This window comes from Paenibacillus sp. FSL H3-0286 (assembly GCF_045040705.1).
GTDB classification, from domain to species: domain Bacteria; phylum Bacillota; class Bacilli; order Paenibacillales; family Paenibacillaceae; genus Paenibacillus_AQ; species Paenibacillus_AQ odorifer.
Genome location: NZ_CP150285.1, coordinates 6,963,020 through 6,985,079, shown reverse-complemented (window position 1 = coordinate 6,985,079; position 22,060 = coordinate 6,963,020). Strand labels below are relative to the sequence as shown.

The window sequence follows — 22,060 nt, the reverse complement described above, 5'->3', positions numbered from 1 at the left end:
GGCTGCAATGGAAAAGAACAATAAGGAAGTCGTGATATGGCATGAGTTTGATGGTCCGGGAGATACCTCGATTGAGGTGCTGGAGGGAATTTGTAAGCTGTATACTGAGCGCTTTGGGGTACAAATTACGCCACAAGTCATGAATATTACGGAGCTGACTGCGCGCCTGAACCAAATTAAGGACACCCAGCAAGGTCCGCATCTGGCGATGGTTCCTGCCGACATGTCCTCCTATGTTGAGAACGGTCTTTACTCCGAAGTGCCGGGCGGGCTATTTGACGATACGCTGACTGAGGGTGCTCTTTCAACGATGCAAATGAAAGGTGTTCAGTATGGTATCCCGGTATTGCGGGGCAATCATCTGGTTGTGTATTACAACCCGTCGATTTACCCTAGTGCGCCGACGACATGGGACGTGTTCGAAGAGGCAGCAGAAAGGTTATCCGCCCAAGGTATCGTACCGATTGGAGCAGACTTACAGCAAGGCTATTGGTTTATTCCGTTCCTTACAGCTTTCGGCGGCTGGCCTGTACAGAATGGAAAGCCGAATATCGTCACCTCTGAAATGAAGCAGGCGCTTCAGTTTATTCGCGACAAGATGGATCAAGGCGTGCTCGTTAGTCTCGACGGCTCGACAGGACTGCTTGAGCAGTTCATTGACGGTAAGATCGGCGCCATTATTTGTGGCGAGTGGATTTATAACCATCTAGATAAGCATATGAACAATAGGCTTGCGGTTTGCCAGCTTCCGAGCATCGAAGGGCGGCAATCGTTATCCATGTCTTCTTCTATTGGCCTGATCTACCCTAATCATTCATTAACGTCCGAGGAGCGGGAAGATATTTTATCATTCACGCGCTTTATGCTGAGTGACGAATGCCAAACGATGTGGACGCTGGGTGTACAGCGGATTCCGGCTCATGAAGAGGTACTGAACCGTCTAGCTGCCTCTGCTGCGCCTAACAAAAAGATGATTTTATCGCTTCTAGATCACTCACGGCCGATGCCGACTTATCCCTTCATGATCCATGTATGGGAGGCGTTAAATGCGGGTCTTATCGAGCTGCCCTTGAGCAATCCTGAACAAGCATTGAACAAAATAGAACAGTCTATTCAAGCCTCTTGGGGCGCATTTAAAAGCTAATAAGAGATGGGGAGAGCCAAATGAAAACAACGATATTCAGCCAAATTTCTATTGATGGAAAGCTCACTATGGGCGCTGGTAATTCGAGTAAAGAGCTTTTTTCTTTGTTTTCCAGTGAGGATATGGAATTTATTCATCTATTCCGGGGGAAGGTGCAGGGAATTATGGTCGGCAAAAATACAATTTTGACGGACAATCCCTTCCTTACTAATCGGTATGAGGAAAATAAAAATCCAATTCGTATCATTCCGACAACTACCTTGGATATTCCGCTAGATTGCAATGTACTCTCGGACCAAGGGAAGACAATTATTGTCACGACCGAGAAAGGACGGGATGAAGAAAAAATCAAACAGATCCGGCAAAGAGGAAAGGAGTGCCTTATCTGCGGCGAGGATAAAGTAGATTTTGTGGAGCTTGAACGTCAGTTGGAGGAGAACTATGGGATTACCAGTCTGATGGTCGAAGGCGGCGGATTCTTAAACTGGCATATTTTCAATCAGGATATCGTCGATGAGATTATTCTAATGCAGCTTCCAATCATCATAGGCGGCTCCACAAACATTACTTTAGTGGATGGAGACGGGTATCAGCAATTGAACTTTGCGAAAAAGTTCAAGATTGTAGAAATTCAACCAAAAGATAACTACACGCTCATGCGCTACAAAAAGGTGATCTAACCTCACACTAAGTCATAGACTGCGAATGGCTATAAGTTCTGGAAAAATCGAGAATATGGGGGTTGTGAACGATACATGTCAGAGAAAGAAGATTTCTACAAAAGTGTGTATAAAATCGCTGTGCCCGTTACGCTTCAAAGCTTGCTGATGGCGTTGCTTAATTTGACGGATCAATTGATGGTTGGGCAGCTGGGAGATGTGGCAATTGCCTCGGTGGGGATGTCGACCAAAATATACGGGATCATCGCGGTTGTCTTGGCCGGTTTATCGACGGGTGTATCCATATATGCAGCCCAGTTTTGGGGAAATAAAGATTCCAAAAGCGTCTCTCAAGTACTGGGTCTCGGACTGATCACCGGCTTTGCGTTCTCGTTCCTGTTCTCTGCGGCTGTCTTTATCGATTCGCCGCTCTTTTTGAGCCTATTTACTACAGACGTGAATGTAATAGATGAGGGTTATATCTTTCTCCAGATAATGTCGATCGGTTTTGTGCCTGTCATGCTCACGATGATGTATTCCGCCATTTTACGCAGTACTGGCCATGCCAAATGGCCGATGTATGTAAGTCTAATTGCAGTTGGCTTGAATATTATACTGAATTACGTACTTATTTACGGTCATTTCGGTGCTCCTGCGCTTGGTCTGAAGGGCGCTGCCATTGCTACTCTTATCTCTAGGGTCTTTGAATGCTTGTTGATTATTGGTGCCGTGTACCGGTATCGTTTACCGGGAGCTGTCGGGTTAAAGAACTTATTCAGCGTTCCTAAACCGCTCATTCGCAAGTTTTTTGGAACGACCTATCCGCTGCTACTGACTGAATTGATCTGGGTATTGGGTGAAACGGCATATGCGGTCATTTATAGCCGTATGGGGACGATGGAAATGACTGCAATGACCATTACCTTCCCACTTCAGGGTCTTTGCATCGGTTTATTATCGGGTCTGGCTAGTGCAGCAGGGGTAATGGTTGGCAACCGTTTGGGTGCGAATGAATCTGATATCGCACTCGATCATGCGAAAAGGTTCATTCGCCTAGGCATCATTATCTCTCTGATTGTCGGGATTATCATTGCGGCAGGCTCGAAGCTGTATGTCTCTGCGTTCAATATCTCCGAGGATGCTAAGCAAATGAGCATGTATATCGTTATCGTGTTTGCTGGATTTCTTTGGGTCAAAGTATCCAATATGATTATAGCCGGCGGTATTCTAAACAGCGGAGGAGACAGCAAGTTCGTATTCGGCATGGAGTCTACCGCAACGTGGCTGATAGGTGTCCCATCCGGGCTGTTGCTGTCATACATTTGGAAGCAACCTGTCTACCTTGTGTATCTCGTCATCTCGCTGGAGGAGGTTGTCCGCTTTGGCTTCGGCTACGCCCGGATTTACTCCCGTAAGTGGATGAGAAATTTAGTTAACGATCTGGCTGAAAAAGCTATGTAATGTACGACCTGATTGGGTCGATGTGGAGTATTACCTCCCTAAATTGGATATCTCTTCACTTAACAATGCAAAAGGTACTGCCTCAAGGTAGTGCCTTTTGCATTGGTTTTTAAATATCCAGTTGGGTGGTTTACGATCCATATAGTATTATTTCAATTCAATCTGTCCTTGTTCGGTTCCCCAGAACCCAGTTTGGACATTTAAAAGAAAGCCAGTCATATCTTCTGGGATTTCAAATACTACATTGCCTGTTTGAGCCAATCCAGGATTGATTCCTTCATATAAAAAATAGTCTCCGGAAGTAGTAATCAACATGCCTTTTAGTAGTTTCTTGGTAAGTTTTTAATAGTATTAGAGTGCAGTGTTTGAATATTTCTCGGGAGCCGTAGATGAGAGAAAAATAGGCCGCACTCCATGAAAAGAGCGACTATTTCTTTTTACATTTACTTAGGTTGCTTACGTCTTCTGAGATAGGCCCAGATCACAAATACCGCTGCTAGAGCAATAATGGCGCTAATGGTGATAGACCTTGTTAGGTGATTATTATCGTCCGGATAATACGCGGAAGCAAGGGTTTCATAGATCTAAAATAGTCTATGGACTGTTCAACAAATTTTGTGAGTGCTGCGGAGATGATTTTATAGGATCAGCTCCGCAAGACGATGAATGCCCTGCTCAATCGCTGCCTCATTTACTTTTGCAAACCCTAATACCCATCCTTTTCTTTTGCTATCCAAACAATAGGGTCCAAGAGGGTACACACGTATTCCATGTTGTAGGGCTAACTTTGTCACAGCTTCTTCGTCGAATGTTTCCTCAGCTTCTAATAACATATGTAATCCAGTTTCTACTCCACTGAGCGTGAAGCGCTCCCCTAAACCGCTAACCATAATAGCTTTTGCCATGACCTCGTGTCTTCGACGGTACACATTTCTGACTCTTCGCATATGGCGCATAAAATGACCATTTTTAATGAAGTGGGTTAGTGTTAGCTGATCCATAATCGGAAGATGACGGTAAGTCAGCTCCTGCACCTTCGCTAGCTGAGCAATTGCCTCGACTGATCCAACAATAGCCGAAATACGAATGCCTGGTGCAATCATTTTAGAGAAACTCATGAGATACAAAGTATTATTAGATGCCTGACTAAACAGCGTTGGCAGCGGCTCCCCGCGATATCGAAATTCACTATCATAATCGTCTTCAATGATCCAAAATCGTTCTTGAACGGCCTTATGCAGCAATTGTTGCCGGCGGGGCTCCGACATAACGACCCCTACTGCGCACTGGTGGGAAGGGGTGGCAAAGACCAGTTTGGATTGCGGGTGAATATGCTCAACCACTAGACCATACTCATCAACAGGAACGGGTACCACATTCATACGGCGGTATTTCATTGCCATCCAAGCAGCTGGGAAACCTGGATCTTCTACTGAGACAGTGTCCCCATCAGCTAAAAGTGACTGTGCGATTAAGTCAATACTATGCTGAGCTCCTGAGGTCAACAGAATCTGATTGGTTTGGACATGTATGCCCCGTTCAAGTGATAAATAACGCTGTATTTGCTCACGTAATGGTGTGTACCCGTAGCAGTTACCGTAAGCCCAGCTTGATAAATCCATTTCAGCGGATGCCTGGAGCAGCGATTGCCGCCAGTTTTTTTGGAATTGTTCGTCCAAATAGGGTTCATGGGGACTGAAATCAATATCCACTTCTAGCGGCTCTTTACCTCTGAACCAGTCATGTAATTGATCAACAGCTGAGTCTAGCAAGGAGAGTGAAGGAGGTGTGGGGCCCTCTGTTTCTATTTCCTTCGTTGATATAGCGACTTGCTTCCATGTACTAACTCGCGTCCCTCCCCGGCGGGAGGTAACTGTATAACCCCGACTTAACAATTCCTCATAGACGATCTGTATAGTTGAGCGGGAGACACCTACGATGTGCGCAAGTTCGCGGGTAGGAATCAGTAGTTCTCCTGGTGCCCAGACTCCGCTAGTAATATTATGGATCGCTTGATCAAGCAATTGCTGCCAGATCGGTCTCTTATCATTACGAATTACTTTCATCATCGTACATACCTCCAAATAGAAACTCCAATCATAAAAAGCTGGTTATGGATTGCTCTAAACAGCGAATTATGGATATTTTAATGCAATCCATTCATTGATATACTACCGTAACAACGCAGGTATCCGCAATTTAAATAAAAGGAGAGATTCGATATGAATTCGGTTCGTTACAAGACCAGGGAATGCCTAGATCAAGAGAAGATTGAAAGGTTCCTTCACCAAACGAGATTAGGTTATCTGGGGTTGGTTGATGGGAACCTCCCTTATGTTGTGCCACTTAATTATGTATGGACTGAAGGGAAACTGTATATTCATGGGGCTGGAGATGGAAGACGTAATCAGGTCATGCGTGATAATCCGGAGGTGTGTTTTACGGTATGTGAGGAATACGGAACTATTACAGATCCGGTACCAGCCAAAACGGATACAGCTTATATGAGCGTAATGATTTTTGGACAAGCAGAACCGATTTCAGATTTGGATGAAGCCACACACGTACTTCAGGAATTGATCAATAAATACGTACCCGGTTATTATAATCGCCCCTTGTCCAAGCAGCATGTGGAAAAGTATAGATCGGCTGTATTTGGCGGTCCGGTTCAAGTTTATCGGGTAATTCCGTATCATATCACGGCAAAAGAAAGTCCTATTGAAGCAGAAAAAATGTATAAAAGGGGCATGGGTACTGGACGAGATGTTTAGCCGCAAGATACCATTACAAATGGTGTTATGCTAACGAGGTCTTTGGCAGCCTTTATGTCCTAATCATATGGGGAGAGGGAGGCTTTTTAGAGGTACTATCTATCAAAGTAGGCCGCAATCCAATGAAGGAGGGCGGCCTACTTATTTTTACATTTATTTAGGTTGTTTACGTCTTCTGAGATAGGCCCAGAACACAAATACCGCTAATAGAGCAATAATGGCGCTAATGGTGATAGACCTTGTCAGATGATTATTATCGTCCGCATAATATGCGGAAGCAATGGTTCCCGACCCATCCTGCTCGTCATCGGAAGAATCGTTCTGCATCGTTTGTAACACATCAATTAAATGCCCGGGTGCTTGAGGCTCCGAAATATTGCTTAGTCCTTTTGTTTCTGCTGATGAGGCTTGTTGTGGGGCGATGATTAGTTCCTGATTGTCTTTCTTGAAGGCAGCTATATATTCGTCCCGCTCACGGATAAGTGTAGGCTCACTCACTTCACCCTCAGCTTCTAGTGAATGAATAGCATAGGCCAAAGTATTAGGATTTCCTCCAAACTCAGTAACTTGATAGGACCCGTTTGAATCCTTTTGAATGATCATTTTAGATTTGGGTATTCCGCCCGATAAAATAAGAAACTCCCAGTTGTCTTGGGGTGTGACCGTTTCAATCAGACTATCGGAAGCCGCCCTAAGCTTAGCGCCATCAATAAAATGAATCTGCATTCCTTGACCTACGGTAATTTCACTAATCTCTGCTTCATTGTTGTAACCATACCCTTCAGGATCTTTAGATAGCCCTTCTTTAATCAATGTTAATCCTTCTGTATTTGCAAAAGAAACAACATCTTCAGTTACGGTCTGAGCCCATACAGGTGAGAAAAAAGTCAGAAATAAAACGAATGAAGTTACAGTTAACAGCAGCGTTTTCTTAATGGGAAGCCCTCCTTAAATATATTTGTTGAAGCCATGAAGTCCCCATCTCCAGGTTCTATCGTAGCTGGAGCCACCTTTAACGTTGGTGTATAACATGGAGGTTTTTGTGCCCCCACTCGGGTTCATGTGTTGAATCCAATCATTTCCACTATATGTGTCGTACCCATAGATAACTACTGCGTGCCCGCCACCGGTAGCACTATTCCATTTCCAGCTTACATATATAGGACTGCCAACATTATCAATCTGGTTTTTTACATCGCTGTAAGATAGTGCTCCTGTATGATTCCAACTGGAGACACCATAATCATGAATGCCTTCTTGAACAGTTCCATAAGATTCACTCTCGTCTGTTGTACAGCCGGAGGTTCCCTTCACATGATTATAAAAAGAACATTGGCTTACAGAGATTCCGTAATATTGAAGTATGGTAACGCTAGTCGCAGCCCAGCACCAATTATTCTTAGCTTGTGTAGCTGTAGGGTAGCCAATTAAATTAGTCGCATATGCTTGGGAAACAAAAGAAAAAAGAAAGACTGAAACAAAGGTTCCAACAAGCATCAATCTCTTTTTTAAAGATAATTTCATGAATGGAATCAGCTCCTTATTATGGATTAATATTCCTTTTAATAACACTATTAAAATACCGTATATTAACTTATGTGTAAAGTTTACATATTTTTTCGTTTTTATAATACAGTCTACACATTTGATATGGAGAGGGGGATACTGATATGGATAAGGAAATATTGATGCTCGTAGGAATACGTGCTCCAATGATCCAAAGCAAGCCATTCATAACAAAAGCCACTCCGCTAAGGAATGGCTTTTCTTCATTTACTCTGCAATTACTAGTTACAACTGAGGTTCTTCCTTGCTAACTAGGTTTGCTTTCTTTTCAATCATGAGCTTGTTTTTCGTGGGCATAAATAAGGTTATAACAAATGCGGCAATGGATAAAATCATCATGAAGTAGTAGGCGTCACTTGCCCCAAGAATTGATGTAAGGGATTTAAGAATCTCAGGAGTAGTGGAGGGATTGTTCAGCAGCACTGTAGTTGCATGACTTGTTGCCTGCACTGTATAAATTGTAATTACGACAGCAGTACCAATGGCCCCGGCAATTTGGCGAACGGTATTGTTCACAGCTGTACCATGAGTGCCAAGTTGTTTGGGCAACGCATTTAGTCCGGCTGTATTGAGTGGCATAGTAATGAAGCTTAATCCAATTCGCAGGCCAATGGTACGAATCATTAGATACGTATACGTAGTTGATTCAGATAAATCTGTTACCGCCCACATAGATGGAATAATAAACAATAGACCAATGATGAACAGCGGTTTCGCACCGAAACGGTCGTATAATTTACCGGTGACGGGTGACATGAACGCATTTACGAGTGCGCCCGGCAACAATAGTAGTCCTGCATCAAATGCTGTAAACCCGCGGCCATTCTGCAGATAAATAGGCAATAAGATCATATCTGCGTACATCATCATCGTGATTAATACGTTAATAAGAGACGTCATCGTAAACACTTTATTTTTGAAGACCGACAGGTTTAGCAGCGGATCATCCGATTTGATTTGTCGAAGACAGAATACGGCTGTTACCACGACCCCAATCCCTAAGGTCAGGATCACGATTACATCATCCCAGCCTTTACTGCCTGCACTACTGAAGCCGTATAAAATTAAGCCAAATCCGACGGTTGATAAAAGCACACTTATGACATCAAGCTTCGACTTAGACGTCTCAGATACATTCACTAAATACTTGAGTGCCAACGCTATAACAATGAGGACAAGTGGAATAAGCCCGATAAATAACCAGCGCCAAGAGTGGTATTCGACAACAAATCCCGCCAGCGTTGGCCCAATAGCAGGAGCGAATATCATCGCCAGTCCAAGCAGTCCCATAGCGCTGCCACGTTTTTCAACGGGGAAGATCGCCAGCACAACACTCATCATGAGCGGCATTATAATGCCAGCACCGGCAGCTTGGATCATTCGTCCGATTAAGAGTAGACTAAAGCTCGGCGCTGCTGCACAAATTATAGAACCGATTAATAAAAATGACATGGCACTTATAAATAATTGCCGTGTTGTAAAACGTTTCATTAAATAGGCCGTAATCGGAATCAAAATCCCGTTGATCAGCATAAATCCTGTTGAAATCCATTGTACGGTTGTTGCCGTGACATCAAATACATCCATCAGACTACTTAAGGCGACATTTAAAAGCGTCTGATTGAGTGTGGATAAGAAACAACCAAAGATTAAGATGGTTAGTAAGATCCCTTTATTTATTTTCTTAATGTCTTCTTGCATGTTGCAGTCCTCTCTTCATTGCTTTTTCGACATAGTGTCAATAAAATAAATCATATCAGGATTTAAATAGTATTCCTATTTGCAATTTTATTGAAAATGTCGACTAATCGACAGAATAGGCAAATTAGTTGATGAAAGGCCATTTAAACGATAATAGAGGGATGAAATGACTGAACATAAAAGAGTTGACCCACGAGCTATTCGCTCAAAAAAGATGCTTAAGAACGCCGTTTTTTCATTATTGGCCGACAATGTGGAGATTTCCCAATTGACCGTCCAAAAAATCGCCAACCGCGCGGAACTAAATCGCGCAACGTTTTATTTGCATTATGAGGATATTAACGATTTATTGCGCCAGATCGTACATGAAATCTTCGATGACCTGTCCATGAAGGTTGAACCGCTATTACAAATGAAGAGCAACAACGAACAGGAGCAGCTGGTCACCTTTTTAAATTATTTTTTTGAATACCGGAAAGTTTTTGCTGTATTGATTGAGCATAAAGGCTTCAAAAAACACTTGACCAACCTGTTAAAAAGTACTGTCGAAAAACGAAGAAACGCGAGGAACATTGACCTTACTAAGGAGGTAGTCTCCGTTGATATTATTGCAGCCTCACTACTGGGGATTATTATGTGGTGGATTAAGGATGGCAACCAATATAGCGCTGAATACATAGCGGGGCAAATTACCTTGATGTATAAAAGAAGGTATTTATAAGGGCTTTTATGATATATTCAAGTAAAGTTTGAGTCCCTAGCCAATAATCTAAAAAGGAAGTGCGAACAATGGATTTAGAAACGGTCATGCAAGAGCTTGAAGCTCTCGGCAAGGAACGCACCAAGAAAATATATCTATCCAATGGCGCGCACGAACCGCTTTTTGGTGTGGCCACAGGCCAGATGAAGCCTATCTTCAGAAAAATAAAACATAATCAACCATTGGCCGAGCAGCTTTATGCTACGGGAAATTACGACGCTATGTATTTTGCCGGGGTGATCGCGGAGCCTAAAGCAATGACCGAGTCGGATTTTGAGCGGTGGATTGATGGCGCTTATTTCTATATGCTATCGGACTTTGTGGTGGCAGTAACGTTGGCGGAGACGGATATTGCGCAAGAGGTTTCTGATAAATGGATTGCCAGTGAGATAGAGCTGAAAATGTCGGCGGGCTGGAACTGTTACTGCTGGCTGCTCGGAAATCGCCCGGACAGTGAATTTTCCGCAGAAAAATTGGCCGCTATGTTGGAGCTTGCTAAAAATACGATTCATGATGCTCCTGAGCGAACGAAATACGCAATGAACAATTTCATCTACACTGTGGGCGTATCCTATCTGCCGCTTCATGATAAAGCGGTTGAGATTGCAAAGGAAGTTGGCCCGGTGGAAGTCCATACCGGTAGTGCAAAAAGCAAGATTTTGAATGCTTCAATTAATATTCAAAAGGCAGTTGATAAATCGCAGCTCGGCTTCAAACGAAAACATGTAAGGTGTTAGTCAATCATGGACATCAATGACCTTATTGCTGTATGGAATCACGCGAATTGCAAAGTAGTTGATATTCGTCGGATGACCCTTAGACCTGGCGAATCTATACCTTCCTATTACGTCCCCTCAAGGCTGTTTCTTATGTCGATTCACGGTAATGCTACAGTTAACCTGGGAAGCCAAGTTCACCGTTTACAGCGCTTTACAGTGCTTCATGTAGGCAAAGGAACTGTGCTCAACATTGACGCAGGCAGCGAGGGGCTGGATTACTATAGCATTTATTATAAAGTGAGTATGCATCCCTCACTACCCTTAGAGATTGCTACGCTATACGAGGGCGCTAAATCCTTTGATCATTCGTACAGCATGACGCCTGACAATTCGGTAGCGCTGTATCGCATAGTGAGCGAGATGTTTAAGGAGTGGGAGAAGCCGCAGCCGCTTGCGCGGTTGCATGTTCGCACTTTACTCCATCAGTTTGTGTATGAGCTATTTCATCAAATGTCGGTGCAAGGGGTTAATACGACTAAGCGTGATCTGGCCGCCCGGATTGCCGACATTATCCATGAACATTATACGGATAACATTACGCTGGAATCATTATCGGAAAGCCTGAACTATAGCGTCCCCCATTTATCTTCCTACTTCAAAATCCGTACTGGACTTAGCCCGATTGATTACTTAATTAAGGTGCGCATCGAAAAAGCGGTGGCACTTCTGCTGGAAACAGATGCTACGCTGAAGGAAATTGCAGTGGGTGTCGGTTATCAAGACCCTAGTTATTTGGGCAGGCTGTTCAAAAAGTATAAGGGTGTTTCCCCGATTAGCTATAGAGAATTGCATTCCAGAAAGAACAAACTAGAAGATAGTCCTGCCACAAACATAGAATCCTCCATTGTTGCCCTTGAATCATTTGACTATACTGATTATATTGATAACGATTATCAGTATCATTTTGATCAAGAGGGAGATTCATTCATGTTTAAACATTCAAGGCCTACGCTGGCATCGGTATTGCTGTTAAGCTTCATTTTGGTACTGAGCGCATGTGGTACAAACGGTGCTACGGAGAATGCTGCCTCACAGCAGCCGAAGACCAAAATCGTTAAAACGGTTAACGGTGAGGTGGAGATCCCCCTTCATCCCAAAAGAATTGTTGCAGGTGAATATCTCGGCAGCTTAATTGCGCTTGGCATTACACCTATCGGAACCTCCGAACATCATATTAAAAATCCATATTTTCAGGAGTATTTGAAAGACGTTGAGAATATAGGGGACGGAAATGGAAATGTAGAGAAAATTCTGTCGCTTAATCCCGATTTGATTATTATGGATGATTTCTATCCTGAGCTAAATGAGCAGATGTCAAAAATCGCACCTACGGTCGTTATTCCATACGCTTCCTTAAAAACGGTACATGAGGAAGTGGGTTATTTCGGTGAGCTGCTTAGTGAAGAAGATAAGGCCAAAACCTGGCTTGCAGACTATGACAGCCGTATGGCCAATGCCAAGGAGAGCGTATTGAAGGTTGTGCCTGCAGATAGCACATTTTCCATTATTGAATGGTCTGAAAACAGCTTGATGGCCGTCGGAACAGACTTCGGCAAAGGTGGACAACCAATCTATAATGGATTGGGATTTAAGCCTCCTGCGGATATCGCCGCCGAAATGGCCGATCCGGGCTGGGCTTCATTCTCTGCTGAGGTCTTACCAAAGTATGCCGGTGACTATATTATTCTTACCTCCGACTCGAAAAAGCTGGATGAACTTAAAGCCGACCCGATCTGGGGCGCACTGCCAGCAGTCAAAAATGATCACGTATTTCTTTGGACAAGCGATCGCTCCGGCTACTGGGACCCAATAGCTATTCTGAGTCAGACAGAAGAGTTGGCGGCTTGGCTGACAAGCCACTAATACAACGTGTATTCCAAACCTAAAAGGCCCCCTTCGGGTGCCTTTTTAGGTTTTTTTGGAGATGGTTCGCCGCCATGTTCTATGTGTCATTCTCCAGCTGATTCTGCAGTAACATCAAGATAATTGATCCTGTATTGCGACGGTGACAGCCCATATTTCTTCTTAAAGGCAGCAGCAAAATAAGAACTACTATTAAAGCCAACTTCGCTGGCAATGTCGTTAATATTGAAATCTTTCTTCTCCACCAGTAGAGCTGCGGCTCTTTGCAGTCTTAATTGATTTATATAATCTGGAAAGGTCTTCTGCGTATAGCTGTTGAACAGTTTGCTAAAGTACGATGAGCTCATATTGTATTTTTCAGCAAGGGCATCAATGGATAGCGTATTATCGTTAATATGCTCATGGATATACTCGATCGCCTTCATAATGTTGTTTTGCACCGTTAATGAACGGGAAGTTTTTAACTCTAAACAAGCACTGTCGAGCATTGTTTTTAGCAGGGTACTAAGCTCATCAATATTATTGCAGCTTTGCAGCTTCACATAGACATCCAGATAGATGCTACGGTATTCCTTATTTTCTACTATAGAGTTATGCGCTAGCATAGCAGCATCAGCAAGCAAATTGGCTAAATAACTTAAACCTGCTTCATACTCAATATTCTTCACAAGCTCAAGTAAAGCTTCTATATTTTCAAGAGGGATTGTTTGCAATTGGTTGCTTTTAATTAGCTCCAAAATCTTCTGTGTCAACTCATTCGCTTGCCCTTTGGATAGACTACTTGGTGTAAAGGTGTCAAAGATAAAGTACGACTGCATGTAGCAAAACAATTTATTTCTTATCAAATGTTGGACTTGTTCATAGGAATCCGGTAATTGCTGCAAGTTATATGCTATTTGTGAAATGCCTATAGTGATATGAACTTTATAGTTCTCGGCAAGCTTATGAATCATTTGTTCAGCGTATTGCGCCACAACTTGCAGATCGTTTAGTAAAATAGCCGACCGTCCTTCGCTGACAATTAGAATGAACTGATTGCTGCTTATCGGATAGGCTTTATAATCTATTTCCTGGCTCCATATTTGTTGCCCGACATTTTGCAAAAGAAGTAAGAGATTATAATCGAGATCTAGAGCAGAAGGTGCAGTAACTTCTAAACTGATAACGCGATAATGTCCTTGATCTCCTAGCTTTTCTTGCAGGCTTTTCAGTTCTCGCGGCAGTTGCGGGTCTGCATTTTGTTGACTATAGTTACGCTTTTGAAGAAAATCTATAAATTCATTGCTGCTGTGCCGTGATTCCAAGGCACTCATTTTAGAAAGCGCTTTCGATATTGTCAGTGATGCTGTTTGTATCTCATCATAATGATTTCCATGTTCTTGCTCCTCTTCATCATCCTGCTCCGAGTTTCTGAAGGCTGTATAAATATTGAGCAGCATATGATTAACTGGTTTGTAAACTTTATTAGTGAACACATAACTTAATAATAGCGCAATGAAAATAATGAAGATGGAAAAGATAATAATCGCATTTCTAGCCTTAAGTAATTGTTCAATACTGTTTTGATAATCCATGACGGAAACGATACTGTATCCTTCATGCCCATTATTTACATAGGAAATTACTATATCTTCATCTTTACCCTTATTTTTTGATGAATAGCTGTTATAGCCATCTGTGGCATGCGCTATTTCATTTAGTGTAGTTGGTGCTATGGGATAATTATTGTTTTGTTCAGTTATAATTTGGCTTGTTTGATTATCTACGATTAATATACTGTCAGACTGATCTTCATAGCTGGAAAGAATGCTCTTACGTAATGTTTCCGTATTGGAGACTATGATAATACCACTTTGACTAGTGCCGTATAAGGCTGTGCGCGAGGTTTGAAAAAATACGAGTCGCTGGCTGCCATCTGCTAATGTAATCGGAATAGGATAACGATCCGTCTTAGATTGCAGTACTTGCTTTAAAATATTTTGTTTTTCATTTCGATTAAGATAGTAGTCATCCAGTTCATAAATAATGTCATCCTGATTAAAAAAGAAAATGGAGTTGACGGATTCGTTCGCATTCAAAATCGGGTGTAAGTTATTGCTTATCTCTATCGCGTCCAATACGCTGGTGTTTTCATAGTCATAAATGTAAGAAATAGATTTGGGCATTTTATTAATAAGCTCTGTCAGGCGACGGTATTGATCTAGTTTGCTGTTGTATACGGTACTGATATTTTCCAGCTTATTTCGCAACATGTCATTAATTTGATTTTTCATATAAACATTAAAATATTGGAAGGCCGCAACATTGATAATAATTACAGTAATAATAGAAATGGATAAAAAGTTCATATAGACTTTGAACTTAAAGCTTTTGCGCCATCTATTGGCATATTTACTTACAAATTGTTTGCCTGGATTCAACAGCTTCAATAGCTTCATTCCCTCCTTATATGAAATTATGAAGGAATAGCCTAATTGTGAGTTGATGAATCAGGCTATTCCGATAGTCATATAAGCTTAATTAGTTGCTTTTTTGCTGGAAATGAACTCACTAAATTGTTTTTGATATTCAGCAATAAATTTTTCTAAACCGGCATCACGCAGCTTTTTCAAGGCAGTGTCAATATTGGAGTCATAGTCTTTAAAACCTTGTGATATGGGTTGTATATATTCTTGTTCTACGGCTTGCATTTGAGCGTATTCCGTTTTTACGGGCTCCATGTTGAAGGAGAAGCCAATATCTTTTTGTAGTATCGAGCCTTCGTTCCAATTTTGATACGTACTGATTTGTTCTTCAGTAATATAATCTCTAAATCTTGTAAAATGAATGTTATCAGGCAACCAAGTGTCGAACAATGTATCTTGATTAATAAACTCAATCTGTCCATCAGCAGTTAGGTTATAATCTTTGCCTTCAACGCCATACAGAATAAAGTCTGTCCATTCTTGACTGCTTTGCAGTAAGTTAATTAACTTCACGTAACCCTCAAGTTCAGCACCCTTTACATTAGCCCCAACTGCAAACGCTGTAGAATATGTGCCGCGTGACATTAGTGGTTTTTTCGCAGGATCACCTAAATAGTAGTTTTTGAACACCGCATTAGGGTTAGCTTTGCGTATGGCATCCATATACTCAAATACGCGATAGCTTGCACCCATGCCGAATAAGGCTTTGCCTGCAAAAAACGATGAATCTGCTTGTGCAGGATTTGACAAGGCGTAGCTTGGGATAAGACCTTCTTTATTCCATCTGCGGGCGATATCCGCCATTTGTTTGTATTCATCCGATTCATAAAAGCTGTAGACAGTCGGATCTTCCGGCTTGTTGCCATCGGTCATAATAAAGCTATACGGCTGATAAATATTAATGTTTGAATTAATCGAGCCATTGAAGATATTCAAGCTCCAGCCGCGTCCTGAGCCAATCATATCAGGATATTTTTGCTTTGCCAATTTGTAAAATTGCTCAACATCCTCAACGGTTTTCAAATCGGCCATACCGACTTCTTGCAGCAGATCCTCTCGTGCAATAATCACATAATTTTCTCCAGCATTTGGTTTATTGCCGAAAGGTAATGCATATTGCTTTCCGTTGACCTTCCAGATGTCAAACGCTTCATCGCCGCCCGTATTCTTTTTTAAATCGCCAGCATATTTTTCAGCAGCTTCAGTCAAATCAGCGTAATAGCCCTTGGCAACGGATTTTGCCATAAATGCAGTATCGGTATATGTGGCGAATTTTTCGCCGGATGATAGCATTAGCTCGGTTTTACCAGTTGCATACTCGGTCCACGGTAAATATTGAATACTTACATCGACGTTAATCGCTTGCAGAACCTTGTCATGAAACTCATTTTTCGCAAAATCAGCCATACGTTTTGACTGCTCCCCGTAAAGCACTAACGTTGCTTTGGTCGGCTGATCGCCACTGCCATTATTGTTATTGTTGCTACCAGCTTCGTCCCCTTGCGACTTGCCGCCGCATCCGCTTAAAAGTCCCGCCAGCAGTAAAGATGCAAGCAGTAAGGTGAACCCTTTTCTCGATTTGCCCATAAGAACACTCTCCCAAATTTATATTTAGCCTACTAAATTCAAATAGGCCTAACTACTATTGTTTTTTCTTATTATCCTTTTACAGCGCCAACAGTAACGCCCTTAACAAAGTACTTTTGTACAAAGGGATACAGCAAGATAATCGGACCAATCGCAATACAGGTAATTGCCATCTTAATCGTTTGCGAGGGCAGAATAACATGGCCTGCCATGGTGCCACTTGGATTGGCTGCAAGGTATTGAATATTGGCCATCATTTTGTACAAGATGTATTGCATCGTATATAGCTCGGGATTATTATTGAGCATTAATGGTAAATAGAAGTCATTCCAATATTGCAGTGCATAAAATAATGAGATCGTAACAAGCCCCGGTTTGGCTAACGGCAGCATCATTTGCATAAAAATCCGCCCATGACCAGCGCCGTCAATTTGTGCACTTTCCAGCAATTCATGTGGGATGGACTTGAAGAAATTACGTAGCAGATACATATTGAATACATTTATTGAATAAGGCAAAATCAATGCTGCCAACGAATCCTTCAGGCCGAAAAATTGTGTGGTCACTAAATACCACGGCAACATACCGCTGTTAAACAGCAGAGTAAAGTAAGCGAAGAACGCCAGTTTATTACGGTGCTTAAAATCTTTTACGGAAATGACGTAGGCAAAGCATGCTGTTATCGACACCGATAGTAGTGTGCCAAATATTGTCGTAAACAATGTTATCTTGTAGGCTTTTAAGATCATAAAATCAAGATTGGAAAATACATAACGGTAAGTATCCAATGAGAAATGACGTGGAATAATCGAAAAACCTTGCATAGTGATCGCCATTTCATCAGACAGTGAACCGGAAATCGCTAAAACAATCGGGAACAAGCAGAATAGTGCAAATATTGCTGAGCAGACATAAAAGGCTATATTAGTTAACTTATCAGCATTTGATCGTTTCAAATAGACACCCCCTTAAAATAATGTGGAATCTTTGTCGTACCAGCTTGTAATCTTGTTAGCGATAATAACAAGGAAGAAGCCAAAAACAGATTGATATAACGAAATCGCCGACGCAAACGCCATCTCACCATTTCTTACGCCGCTGCGATAAACAAATACATCGATCAGATCCGTGAAGGGTAACAAAATCGGGTTCATATTCGTCAAGCCGATAATCATATTTAGGTTACCGCGCAGCATATTGCCGACCGATAATAGAAACAAAATAATGATGGTCGGTTTAAGCATAGGAATTGTAATTTTAAAAATTTGCTGAAGTTTACTGGCGCCATCTACCTCGGCGGCTTCATACATGGAGGAATCAAAGCCAGTCAACACACCAAAATAAATAATGGAGTTATAACCTGTACTTTGCCAAATCACCACAATGACCAGAATCGGAATCCAAATCCACGGCGTAGCATAAAAATCATAAGTTGAACCGGTGATGCTTTTAATAATCTGATTTAGAAAGCCTGTTTCATTATTCAAAATTGCATTTAGAATGGAGCCAATAACCATCCAAGACATAAAAAACGGAAAAAACATAATGCTTTGATTAACTTTGACGAATCGGCGACTAGAAATTTCATTGAGCATAATAGCAATCGCTACCGCGAAGATGGTGCCAAATACAAAAAATAAAATATTGAACATTATCGTATTAAATGTCGCCCGCATTGCAGTATCAAAATTGTTAAAGAAAAATTGAAAGTTTTTAAAGATGGGATCTGCCCATGGGCTGTTAAAAATACCTCCGTCAAAGCGATATTCCTTAAACACTAAAATCGACCCTGCCATTGGCAAGTAGGAAAAGGCCAACAGCGCTAATATGCCGGGCAGTGCCATCATATAAAGAAGCCCGTCTTTTTTGAGTGCGCTCATAAACCTATTGCTTGTTTTTTGTCTCAAATAAATTCCCCCTCACTTAGTTGCCATGCATAACAAGCTGCCTGTACTCCTCTAATAAAACGCTTTCAAAAGCTAAATGAAATACGTACTCCAAATAGTAATCTTTTGGGCCTTAAAGTAAATCGCAATTAGAGGAGAAGCTTTTAAAAACGAGCATTTTACCCTCGTTTAGGCTATTAATTTCTCGCATTTTTATTAAAAATCCGTATTATGTGTTTAAATCCAGCGGTAATTAATGTTATTGACAAAATATTTGACAATGATTAGTATTGAAAAATATTAAAAATGAAGTTAGCGGCATAACAATTAAATAATTCGCAAGCTATGATTGCTATGGATCACACTATAGCAGGAGCAGCTTCTGGAGAGACCGTGGGGGATTCCCCCGGCGCCGAAGGGTTCACAATCTCAGGCAAAAGGACAGAAGAGTACTAGATAATTCATTTGTTATTCTGATCATCGTCAGAATAAAGGAATGTATTTTATTTATTATTCTTAGACCTAAGAGATTGGAGCGTATCCAATCTCTTTTTTGTTATCATTTTTACTTGTACATTTTTTCACATAAGGGGGAGTTTGAAATGGCAGTACAAGAATTAAAGAGAGATTTAGAGAATCGGCATGTTCAGCTCATTGCGATTGGTGGAACCATCGGTACCGGATTATTTTTAGGATCAGGTAAAGCTATACAGCTGGCAGGACCATCCATCATTTTTGCTTATTTAATCGTGGGTATCGCTATTTTTTTTGTGATGAGGGCATTAGGAGAACTTCTGTTATCTAAAGCAGGTTATCAATCTTTTACAGACATTGCCGAAGACTATCTTGGACCGCGGGCGGCGTTTGTAACCGGATGGACCTATTGGTTTTGTTGGATCATGACGGCTATGGCCGATATTATAGCTGTTGGGGTCTATGTACAATATTGGTTTGATATCCCGCAATGGATACCCGCAGTCATTTGTTTGATTATTTTATTAGGGCTCAATTTATTAACGGTAAAAAGCTTTGGCGAATTGGAATTTTGGTTTGCTTTAATTAAGGTAATCACTATTCTCGCATTGATTGCTATCGGGGTAGTCTTACTGGTGATTGGATTCAAAACAACTACCGGAACGGTTGCGCTCAGTAATATTTGGGCACATGGGGGAGTATTTCCAAACGGGATTTCAGGGTTCCTGCTTTCATTTCAAATGGTTGTGTTTGCTTTTGTGGGTGTGGAATTGGTAGGCGTATCGGCAGCAGAGACCTCCAATCCAGAAAAAACTATCCCATCGGCGATTAATAAAATACCTTTACGAATTCTATTTTTCTACGTGGGTGCTATTATTGCCTTATTATGCATCAACGCTTGGACAGAACTAAACCCGGCAGAAAGTCCTTTTGTTAAAACATTTAGTTTAGTGGGGATTCCGATTGCCGCGGGGGTTATTAACTTCGTTGTATTAACTTCAGCTGCGTCCGCTTGTAATAGCGGGATGTTCTCAACAAGCCGGATTCTATACAATTTAAGCAGAAATGACCAGGCTCCAGCCAACTTTGCAAAGCTTAATAAAAATCATGTACCAAGTAATGCTTTATTCATATCCACGCTTGTCTTATCTGTAGGCGCTTTGTTGAGTAAGCTGATTCCGGAGACGGCTTTTGGCATCGTGACAACAATTAGTGCCATTTGTTTCATCTGGGTTTGGGGCGTCGTTCTAATTTGCCATTTGCGATATAAAAAGACGAAGCCGGAATTGCAGGCCAAATCAAAATTCAAAGCACCGTTTACACCCTTTGTGAATTATGTTGTTCTAGCTTTGTTTGCAATCATACTCATAATTATGCTATTTGCTGATGAAACTCGTCCGGCCTTATTGTTGACGCCTTTATGGTTTATATTATTATTTGTTTTGTATTCGATAAATAGAAGAAAGAGGGAAAGAATAACGCCTGATCCAAGAGCACGTCTCGAAGGTATTCGGACTAACACGGAGATCCGGCATGATTAGTCGATGAGGGTGCTTGCTGATATTACAGTTGGATAGGCAGACATAGAAATCCACCACCGCATACGGTGGTGGATTTTCTCATTAATGTGGTCGATGCTCTTTTTCGAACTTATGTATGCTATCGGGATATTCTTCCATATTTTTTAATCAGTCTAAAATTATCCTCTATTTAAAATCAACTTTGATTTGTGCTATCTCACTATTCGTGCCAATTCGTAATGGCGGTCCCCAAGTCCCTGCACCAGATGTAACGATGACGTGAGGGCTGTTTGGATTCTTCTGATAGTGGCCATAATCTACTGTAAACATAGCATTGGTGATCAGATTTGCAGGGAATACTTGTCCTTGATGCGTATGTCCGCTAAGTATCAAATCAACGTCATCTGCGTATTCAATCCTATTGGTTGGTTGATGATCCATTACGATAACGGGCATATTTGTATCAATGTCACTCATCACTTCTGAAGTAATTGCTCTGGGGTTCCCTTGATTACCAATCGGTGATGAATCCCTTCTGCCAACAACAACGAATTGATTATCAATAACGACATGCTCATCATTTAGAAGTTTGATATTACTCTTATCTATAAAGTTCACGATCTCATCGTATGAGCGTCCTGCATCATGGTTACCTAAACAAGCATAAACTCCATAGGTTGACTGAATAGTACTTAATAACTCTACTCCTTTGGAAGGGTTAGAGAGCGCATAGTAGTTACCATTAAATATATCTCCTGTCATCAACACCATATCCGGCTGTAGTCCATTAATACGATCAACAACGTCTTCAATAAACTTTACATCATTTACGTAGCCTAAATGTAAGTCGCTGATCAGGACGATATTTAACTGATCTAATGAAGTGTTTTTATGTATTTGGAGCGGATAGGTGACTTCTTTTAAATGATTTGCATTATAAATCCCATAGGACACCAATCCTATGACTAGAATTAATACTATGGACCTTGTATGAAAAATGACACGTGCTGGTATAGGAGAAGGGAGGACCTTGATCCATTTACTAATTAGTAAGATTACATCTGAAAGGATCAAAAGCAAGAACAAATAGAAGTAGATACCCATCCAATAGTCCCCGAACTGACCAATAAAATTAACAATATTTGAATCGGTCGTCATAGCTGAAGAAGACAATAGTAAATTAATAATGATTGATAACGCACATAAGCTGTAGATGACTCCATATATGATCCCGTTTATATGTAAAAATATATGTTGTAACCATTTAAAAATCTTTCTCGCAATGTAATAGTTAGTTGCCGCGTACATAGCGAATATAAATAAAAATGCAAATACCATAGGGAACACCATCCTAATGCTTTAGATATCAGAACTAAAGTTAATACAATGATTATAGCAATAATTACTAGTTTCAGAAATTAAAT

Annotated in this window: 18 protein-coding genes and 1 riboswitch; of the genes, 8 read left to right on the top strand and 10 right to left on the bottom strand. The window is 41.3% G+C overall.

Features of this window, described 5'->3' with window-relative positions; translation table 11 throughout:
* The first annotated feature begins 7 nt into the window (after positions 1–7).
* The 3 genes from MHB37_RS31125 (at position 8) to MHB37_RS31115 (ending at position 3,264) form a co-directional block, all read left to right on the top strand.
* Entirely contained in the window at positions 8–1,144 is a 1,137-nt protein-coding gene (locus MHB37_RS31125) for an extracellular solute-binding protein (protein WP_405168821.1), read from the top strand.
* Between the two features lie 20 nt (positions 1,145–1,164).
* Complete coding sequence (locus MHB37_RS31120; RefSeq protein WP_312147340.1) at positions 1,165–1,824, top strand: dihydrofolate reductase family protein; 660 nt, start codon at positions 1,165–1,167, stop codon at positions 1,822–1,824.
* A 75-nt stretch (positions 1,825–1,899) separates the two neighbouring features.
* The gene (locus tag MHB37_RS31115) at positions 1,900–3,264 is read left to right on the top strand and encodes an MATE family efflux transporter (protein WP_312147342.1); all 1,365 of its coding nucleotides are present in this window, start codon (positions 1,900–1,902) and stop codon (positions 3,262–3,264) included.
* 147 nt (positions 3,265–3,411) lie between these two features.
* Here the strand turns inward: MHB37_RS31115 and MHB37_RS31110 are convergent, their stop codons facing one another.
* Both MHB37_RS31110 and MHB37_RS31105 read right to left on the bottom strand, forming a co-directional pair.
* Positions 3,412–3,579, bottom strand: a complete 168-nt coding sequence (locus MHB37_RS31110) for a DUF4352 domain-containing protein (protein ID WP_081387811.1) — start codon at positions 3,577–3,579, stop codon at positions 3,412–3,414.
* Between the two features lie 323 nt (positions 3,580–3,902).
* Positions 3,903–5,333 carry a PLP-dependent aminotransferase family protein gene (locus MHB37_RS31105; RefSeq protein WP_405168820.1) on the bottom strand — a complete coding sequence of 477 codons (1,431 nt, stop codon included), beginning with the start codon at positions 5,331–5,333 and terminating at the stop codon, positions 3,903–3,905.
* A 153-nt stretch (positions 5,334–5,486) separates the two neighbouring features.
* Between MHB37_RS31105 and MHB37_RS31100 the strand changes: the two genes are divergently transcribed.
* Positions 5,487–6,035, top strand: coding sequence for a pyridoxamine 5'-phosphate oxidase family protein (locus MHB37_RS31100; protein ID WP_036682364.1), 549 nt, complete (start codon positions 5,487–5,489; stop codon positions 6,033–6,035).
* Positions 6,036–6,188: 153 nt separating this feature from the next.
* Here the strand turns inward: MHB37_RS31100 and MHB37_RS31095 are convergent, their stop codons facing one another.
* From MHB37_RS31095 to MHB37_RS31085, 3 genes are all read right to left on the bottom strand, one after another.
* Positions 6,189–6,848 (bottom strand): hypothetical protein, encoded by a 660-nt coding sequence (locus MHB37_RS31095; protein ID WP_340977769.1) that lies wholly within the window; start codon positions 6,846–6,848, stop codon positions 6,189–6,191.
* A gap of 135 nt (positions 6,849–6,983) precedes the next feature.
* Complete coding sequence (locus tag MHB37_RS31090; protein ID WP_340977770.1) at positions 6,984–7,559, bottom strand: C39 family peptidase; 576 nt, start codon at positions 7,557–7,559, stop codon at positions 6,984–6,986.
* Between the two features lie 267 nt (positions 7,560–7,826).
* A complete protein-coding gene (locus tag MHB37_RS31085) occupies positions 7,827–9,302 on the bottom strand; it encodes a DHA2 family efflux MFS transporter permease subunit (RefSeq protein WP_405168819.1) in 1,476 nt (491 codons plus the stop codon).
* 166 nt (positions 9,303–9,468) lie between these two features.
* Here MHB37_RS31085 and MHB37_RS31080 point away from each other — a divergent pair, with 166 nt between their 5' ends.
* The 3 genes from MHB37_RS31080 (at position 9,469) to MHB37_RS31070 (ending at position 12,704) form a co-directional block, all read left to right on the top strand.
* A complete protein-coding gene (locus MHB37_RS31080; RefSeq protein WP_076124245.1) occupies positions 9,469–10,023 on the top strand; it encodes a TetR/AcrR family transcriptional regulator in 555 nt (184 codons plus the stop codon).
* A gap of 68 nt (positions 10,024–10,091) precedes the next feature.
* Positions 10,092–10,799, top strand: coding sequence for a DNA alkylation repair protein (locus tag MHB37_RS31075; RefSeq protein ID WP_076191538.1), 708 nt, complete (start codon positions 10,092–10,094; stop codon positions 10,797–10,799).
* A 6-nt stretch (positions 10,800–10,805) separates the two neighbouring features.
* Positions 10,806–12,704, top strand: coding sequence for an AraC family transcriptional regulator (locus MHB37_RS31070; protein WP_405168818.1), 1,899 nt, complete (start codon positions 10,806–10,808; stop codon positions 12,702–12,704).
* Positions 12,705–12,790: 86 nt separating this feature from the next.
* Here MHB37_RS31070 and MHB37_RS31065 read toward each other — a convergent pair whose 3' ends face one another.
* The 4 genes from MHB37_RS31065 to MHB37_RS31050 form a co-directional block, all read right to left on the bottom strand.
* Positions 12,791–15,133 carry an AraC family transcriptional regulator gene (locus MHB37_RS31065; protein ID WP_175619911.1) on the bottom strand — a complete coding sequence of 781 codons (2,343 nt, stop codon included), beginning with the start codon at positions 15,131–15,133 and terminating at the stop codon, positions 12,791–12,793.
* 87 nt (positions 15,134–15,220) lie between these two features.
* Positions 15,221–16,756, bottom strand: coding sequence for a DUF3502 domain-containing protein (locus tag MHB37_RS31060; protein WP_076278227.1), 1,536 nt, complete (start codon positions 16,754–16,756; stop codon positions 15,221–15,223).
* Between the two features lie 71 nt (positions 16,757–16,827).
* Positions 16,828–17,712: a carbohydrate ABC transporter permease gene (locus tag MHB37_RS31055; protein ID WP_076278228.1), complete on the bottom strand. Its 885-nt coding sequence runs from the start codon at positions 17,710–17,712 to the stop codon at positions 16,828–16,830.
* Between the two features lie 12 nt (positions 17,713–17,724).
* Entirely contained in the window at positions 17,725–18,663 is a 939-nt protein-coding gene (locus MHB37_RS31050; protein WP_139331004.1) for an ABC transporter permease subunit, read from the bottom strand.
* A 351-nt stretch (positions 18,664–19,014) separates the two neighbouring features.
* Positions 19,015–19,097: riboswitch (glycine riboswitch) on the top strand.
* Between the two features lie 147 nt (positions 19,098–19,244).
* Here MHB37_RS31050 and MHB37_RS31045 point away from each other — a divergent pair.
* Positions 19,245–20,657 (top strand): amino acid permease, encoded by a 1,413-nt coding sequence (locus MHB37_RS31045; protein ID WP_076278229.1) that lies wholly within the window; start codon positions 19,245–19,247, stop codon positions 20,655–20,657.
* A gap of 165 nt (positions 20,658–20,822) precedes the next feature.
* Here the strand turns inward: MHB37_RS31045 and MHB37_RS31040 are convergent, their stop codons facing one another.
* A complete protein-coding gene (locus MHB37_RS31040) occupies positions 20,823–21,974 on the bottom strand; it encodes a metallophosphoesterase (protein ID WP_076278230.1) in 1,152 nt (383 codons plus the stop codon).
* Positions 21,975–22,060: the final 86 nt, after the last annotated feature.

Bases quoted from the DNA above. Each gene is read 5' to 3' on its own strand.
- MHB37_RS31090 (WP_340977770.1), bottom strand. From the start codon at position 7,559: ATGAAATTATCTTTAAAAAAGAGATTGATGCTTGTTGGAACCTTTGTT.
- MHB37_RS31040 (WP_076278230.1), bottom strand. From the start codon at position 21,974: ATGGTATTTGCATTTTTATTTATATTCGCTATGTACGCGGCAACTAAC.
- MHB37_RS31080 (WP_076124245.1), top strand. From the start codon at position 9,469: ATGACTGAACATAAAAGAGTTGACCCACGAGCTATTCGCTCAAAAAAG.
- MHB37_RS31070 (WP_405168818.1), top strand. From the start codon at position 10,806: ATGGACATCAATGACCTTATTGCTGTATGGAATCACGCGAATTGCAAA.
- MHB37_RS31105 (WP_405168820.1), bottom strand. From the start codon at position 5,333: ATGATGAAAGTAATTCGTAATGATAAGAGACCGATCTGGCAGCAATTG.
- MHB37_RS31045 (WP_076278229.1), top strand. From the start codon at position 19,245: ATGGCAGTACAAGAATTAAAGAGAGATTTAGAGAATCGGCATGTTCAG.
- MHB37_RS31110 (WP_081387811.1), bottom strand. From the start codon at position 3,579: ATGTTGATTACTACTTCCGGAGACTATTTTTTATATGAAGGAATCAAT.
- MHB37_RS31085 (WP_405168819.1), bottom strand. From the start codon at position 9,302: ATGCAAGAAGACATTAAGAAAATAAATAAAGGGATCTTACTAACCATC.
- MHB37_RS31115 (WP_312147342.1), top strand. From the start codon at position 1,900: ATGTCAGAGAAAGAAGATTTCTACAAAAGTGTGTATAAAATCGCTGTG.
- MHB37_RS31100 (WP_036682364.1), top strand. From the start codon at position 5,487: ATGAATTCGGTTCGTTACAAGACCAGGGAATGCCTAGATCAAGAGAAG.
- MHB37_RS31125 (WP_405168821.1), top strand. From the start codon at position 8: ATGGAAAAGAACAATAAGGAAGTCGTGATATGGCATGAGTTTGATGGT.
- MHB37_RS31075 (WP_076191538.1), top strand. From the start codon at position 10,092: ATGGATTTAGAAACGGTCATGCAAGAGCTTGAAGCTCTCGGCAAGGAA.
- MHB37_RS31120 (WP_312147340.1), top strand. From the start codon at position 1,165: ATGAAAACAACGATATTCAGCCAAATTTCTATTGATGGAAAGCTCACT.
- MHB37_RS31060 (WP_076278227.1), bottom strand. From the start codon at position 16,756: ATGGGCAAATCGAGAAAAGGGTTCACCTTACTGCTTGCATCTTTACTG.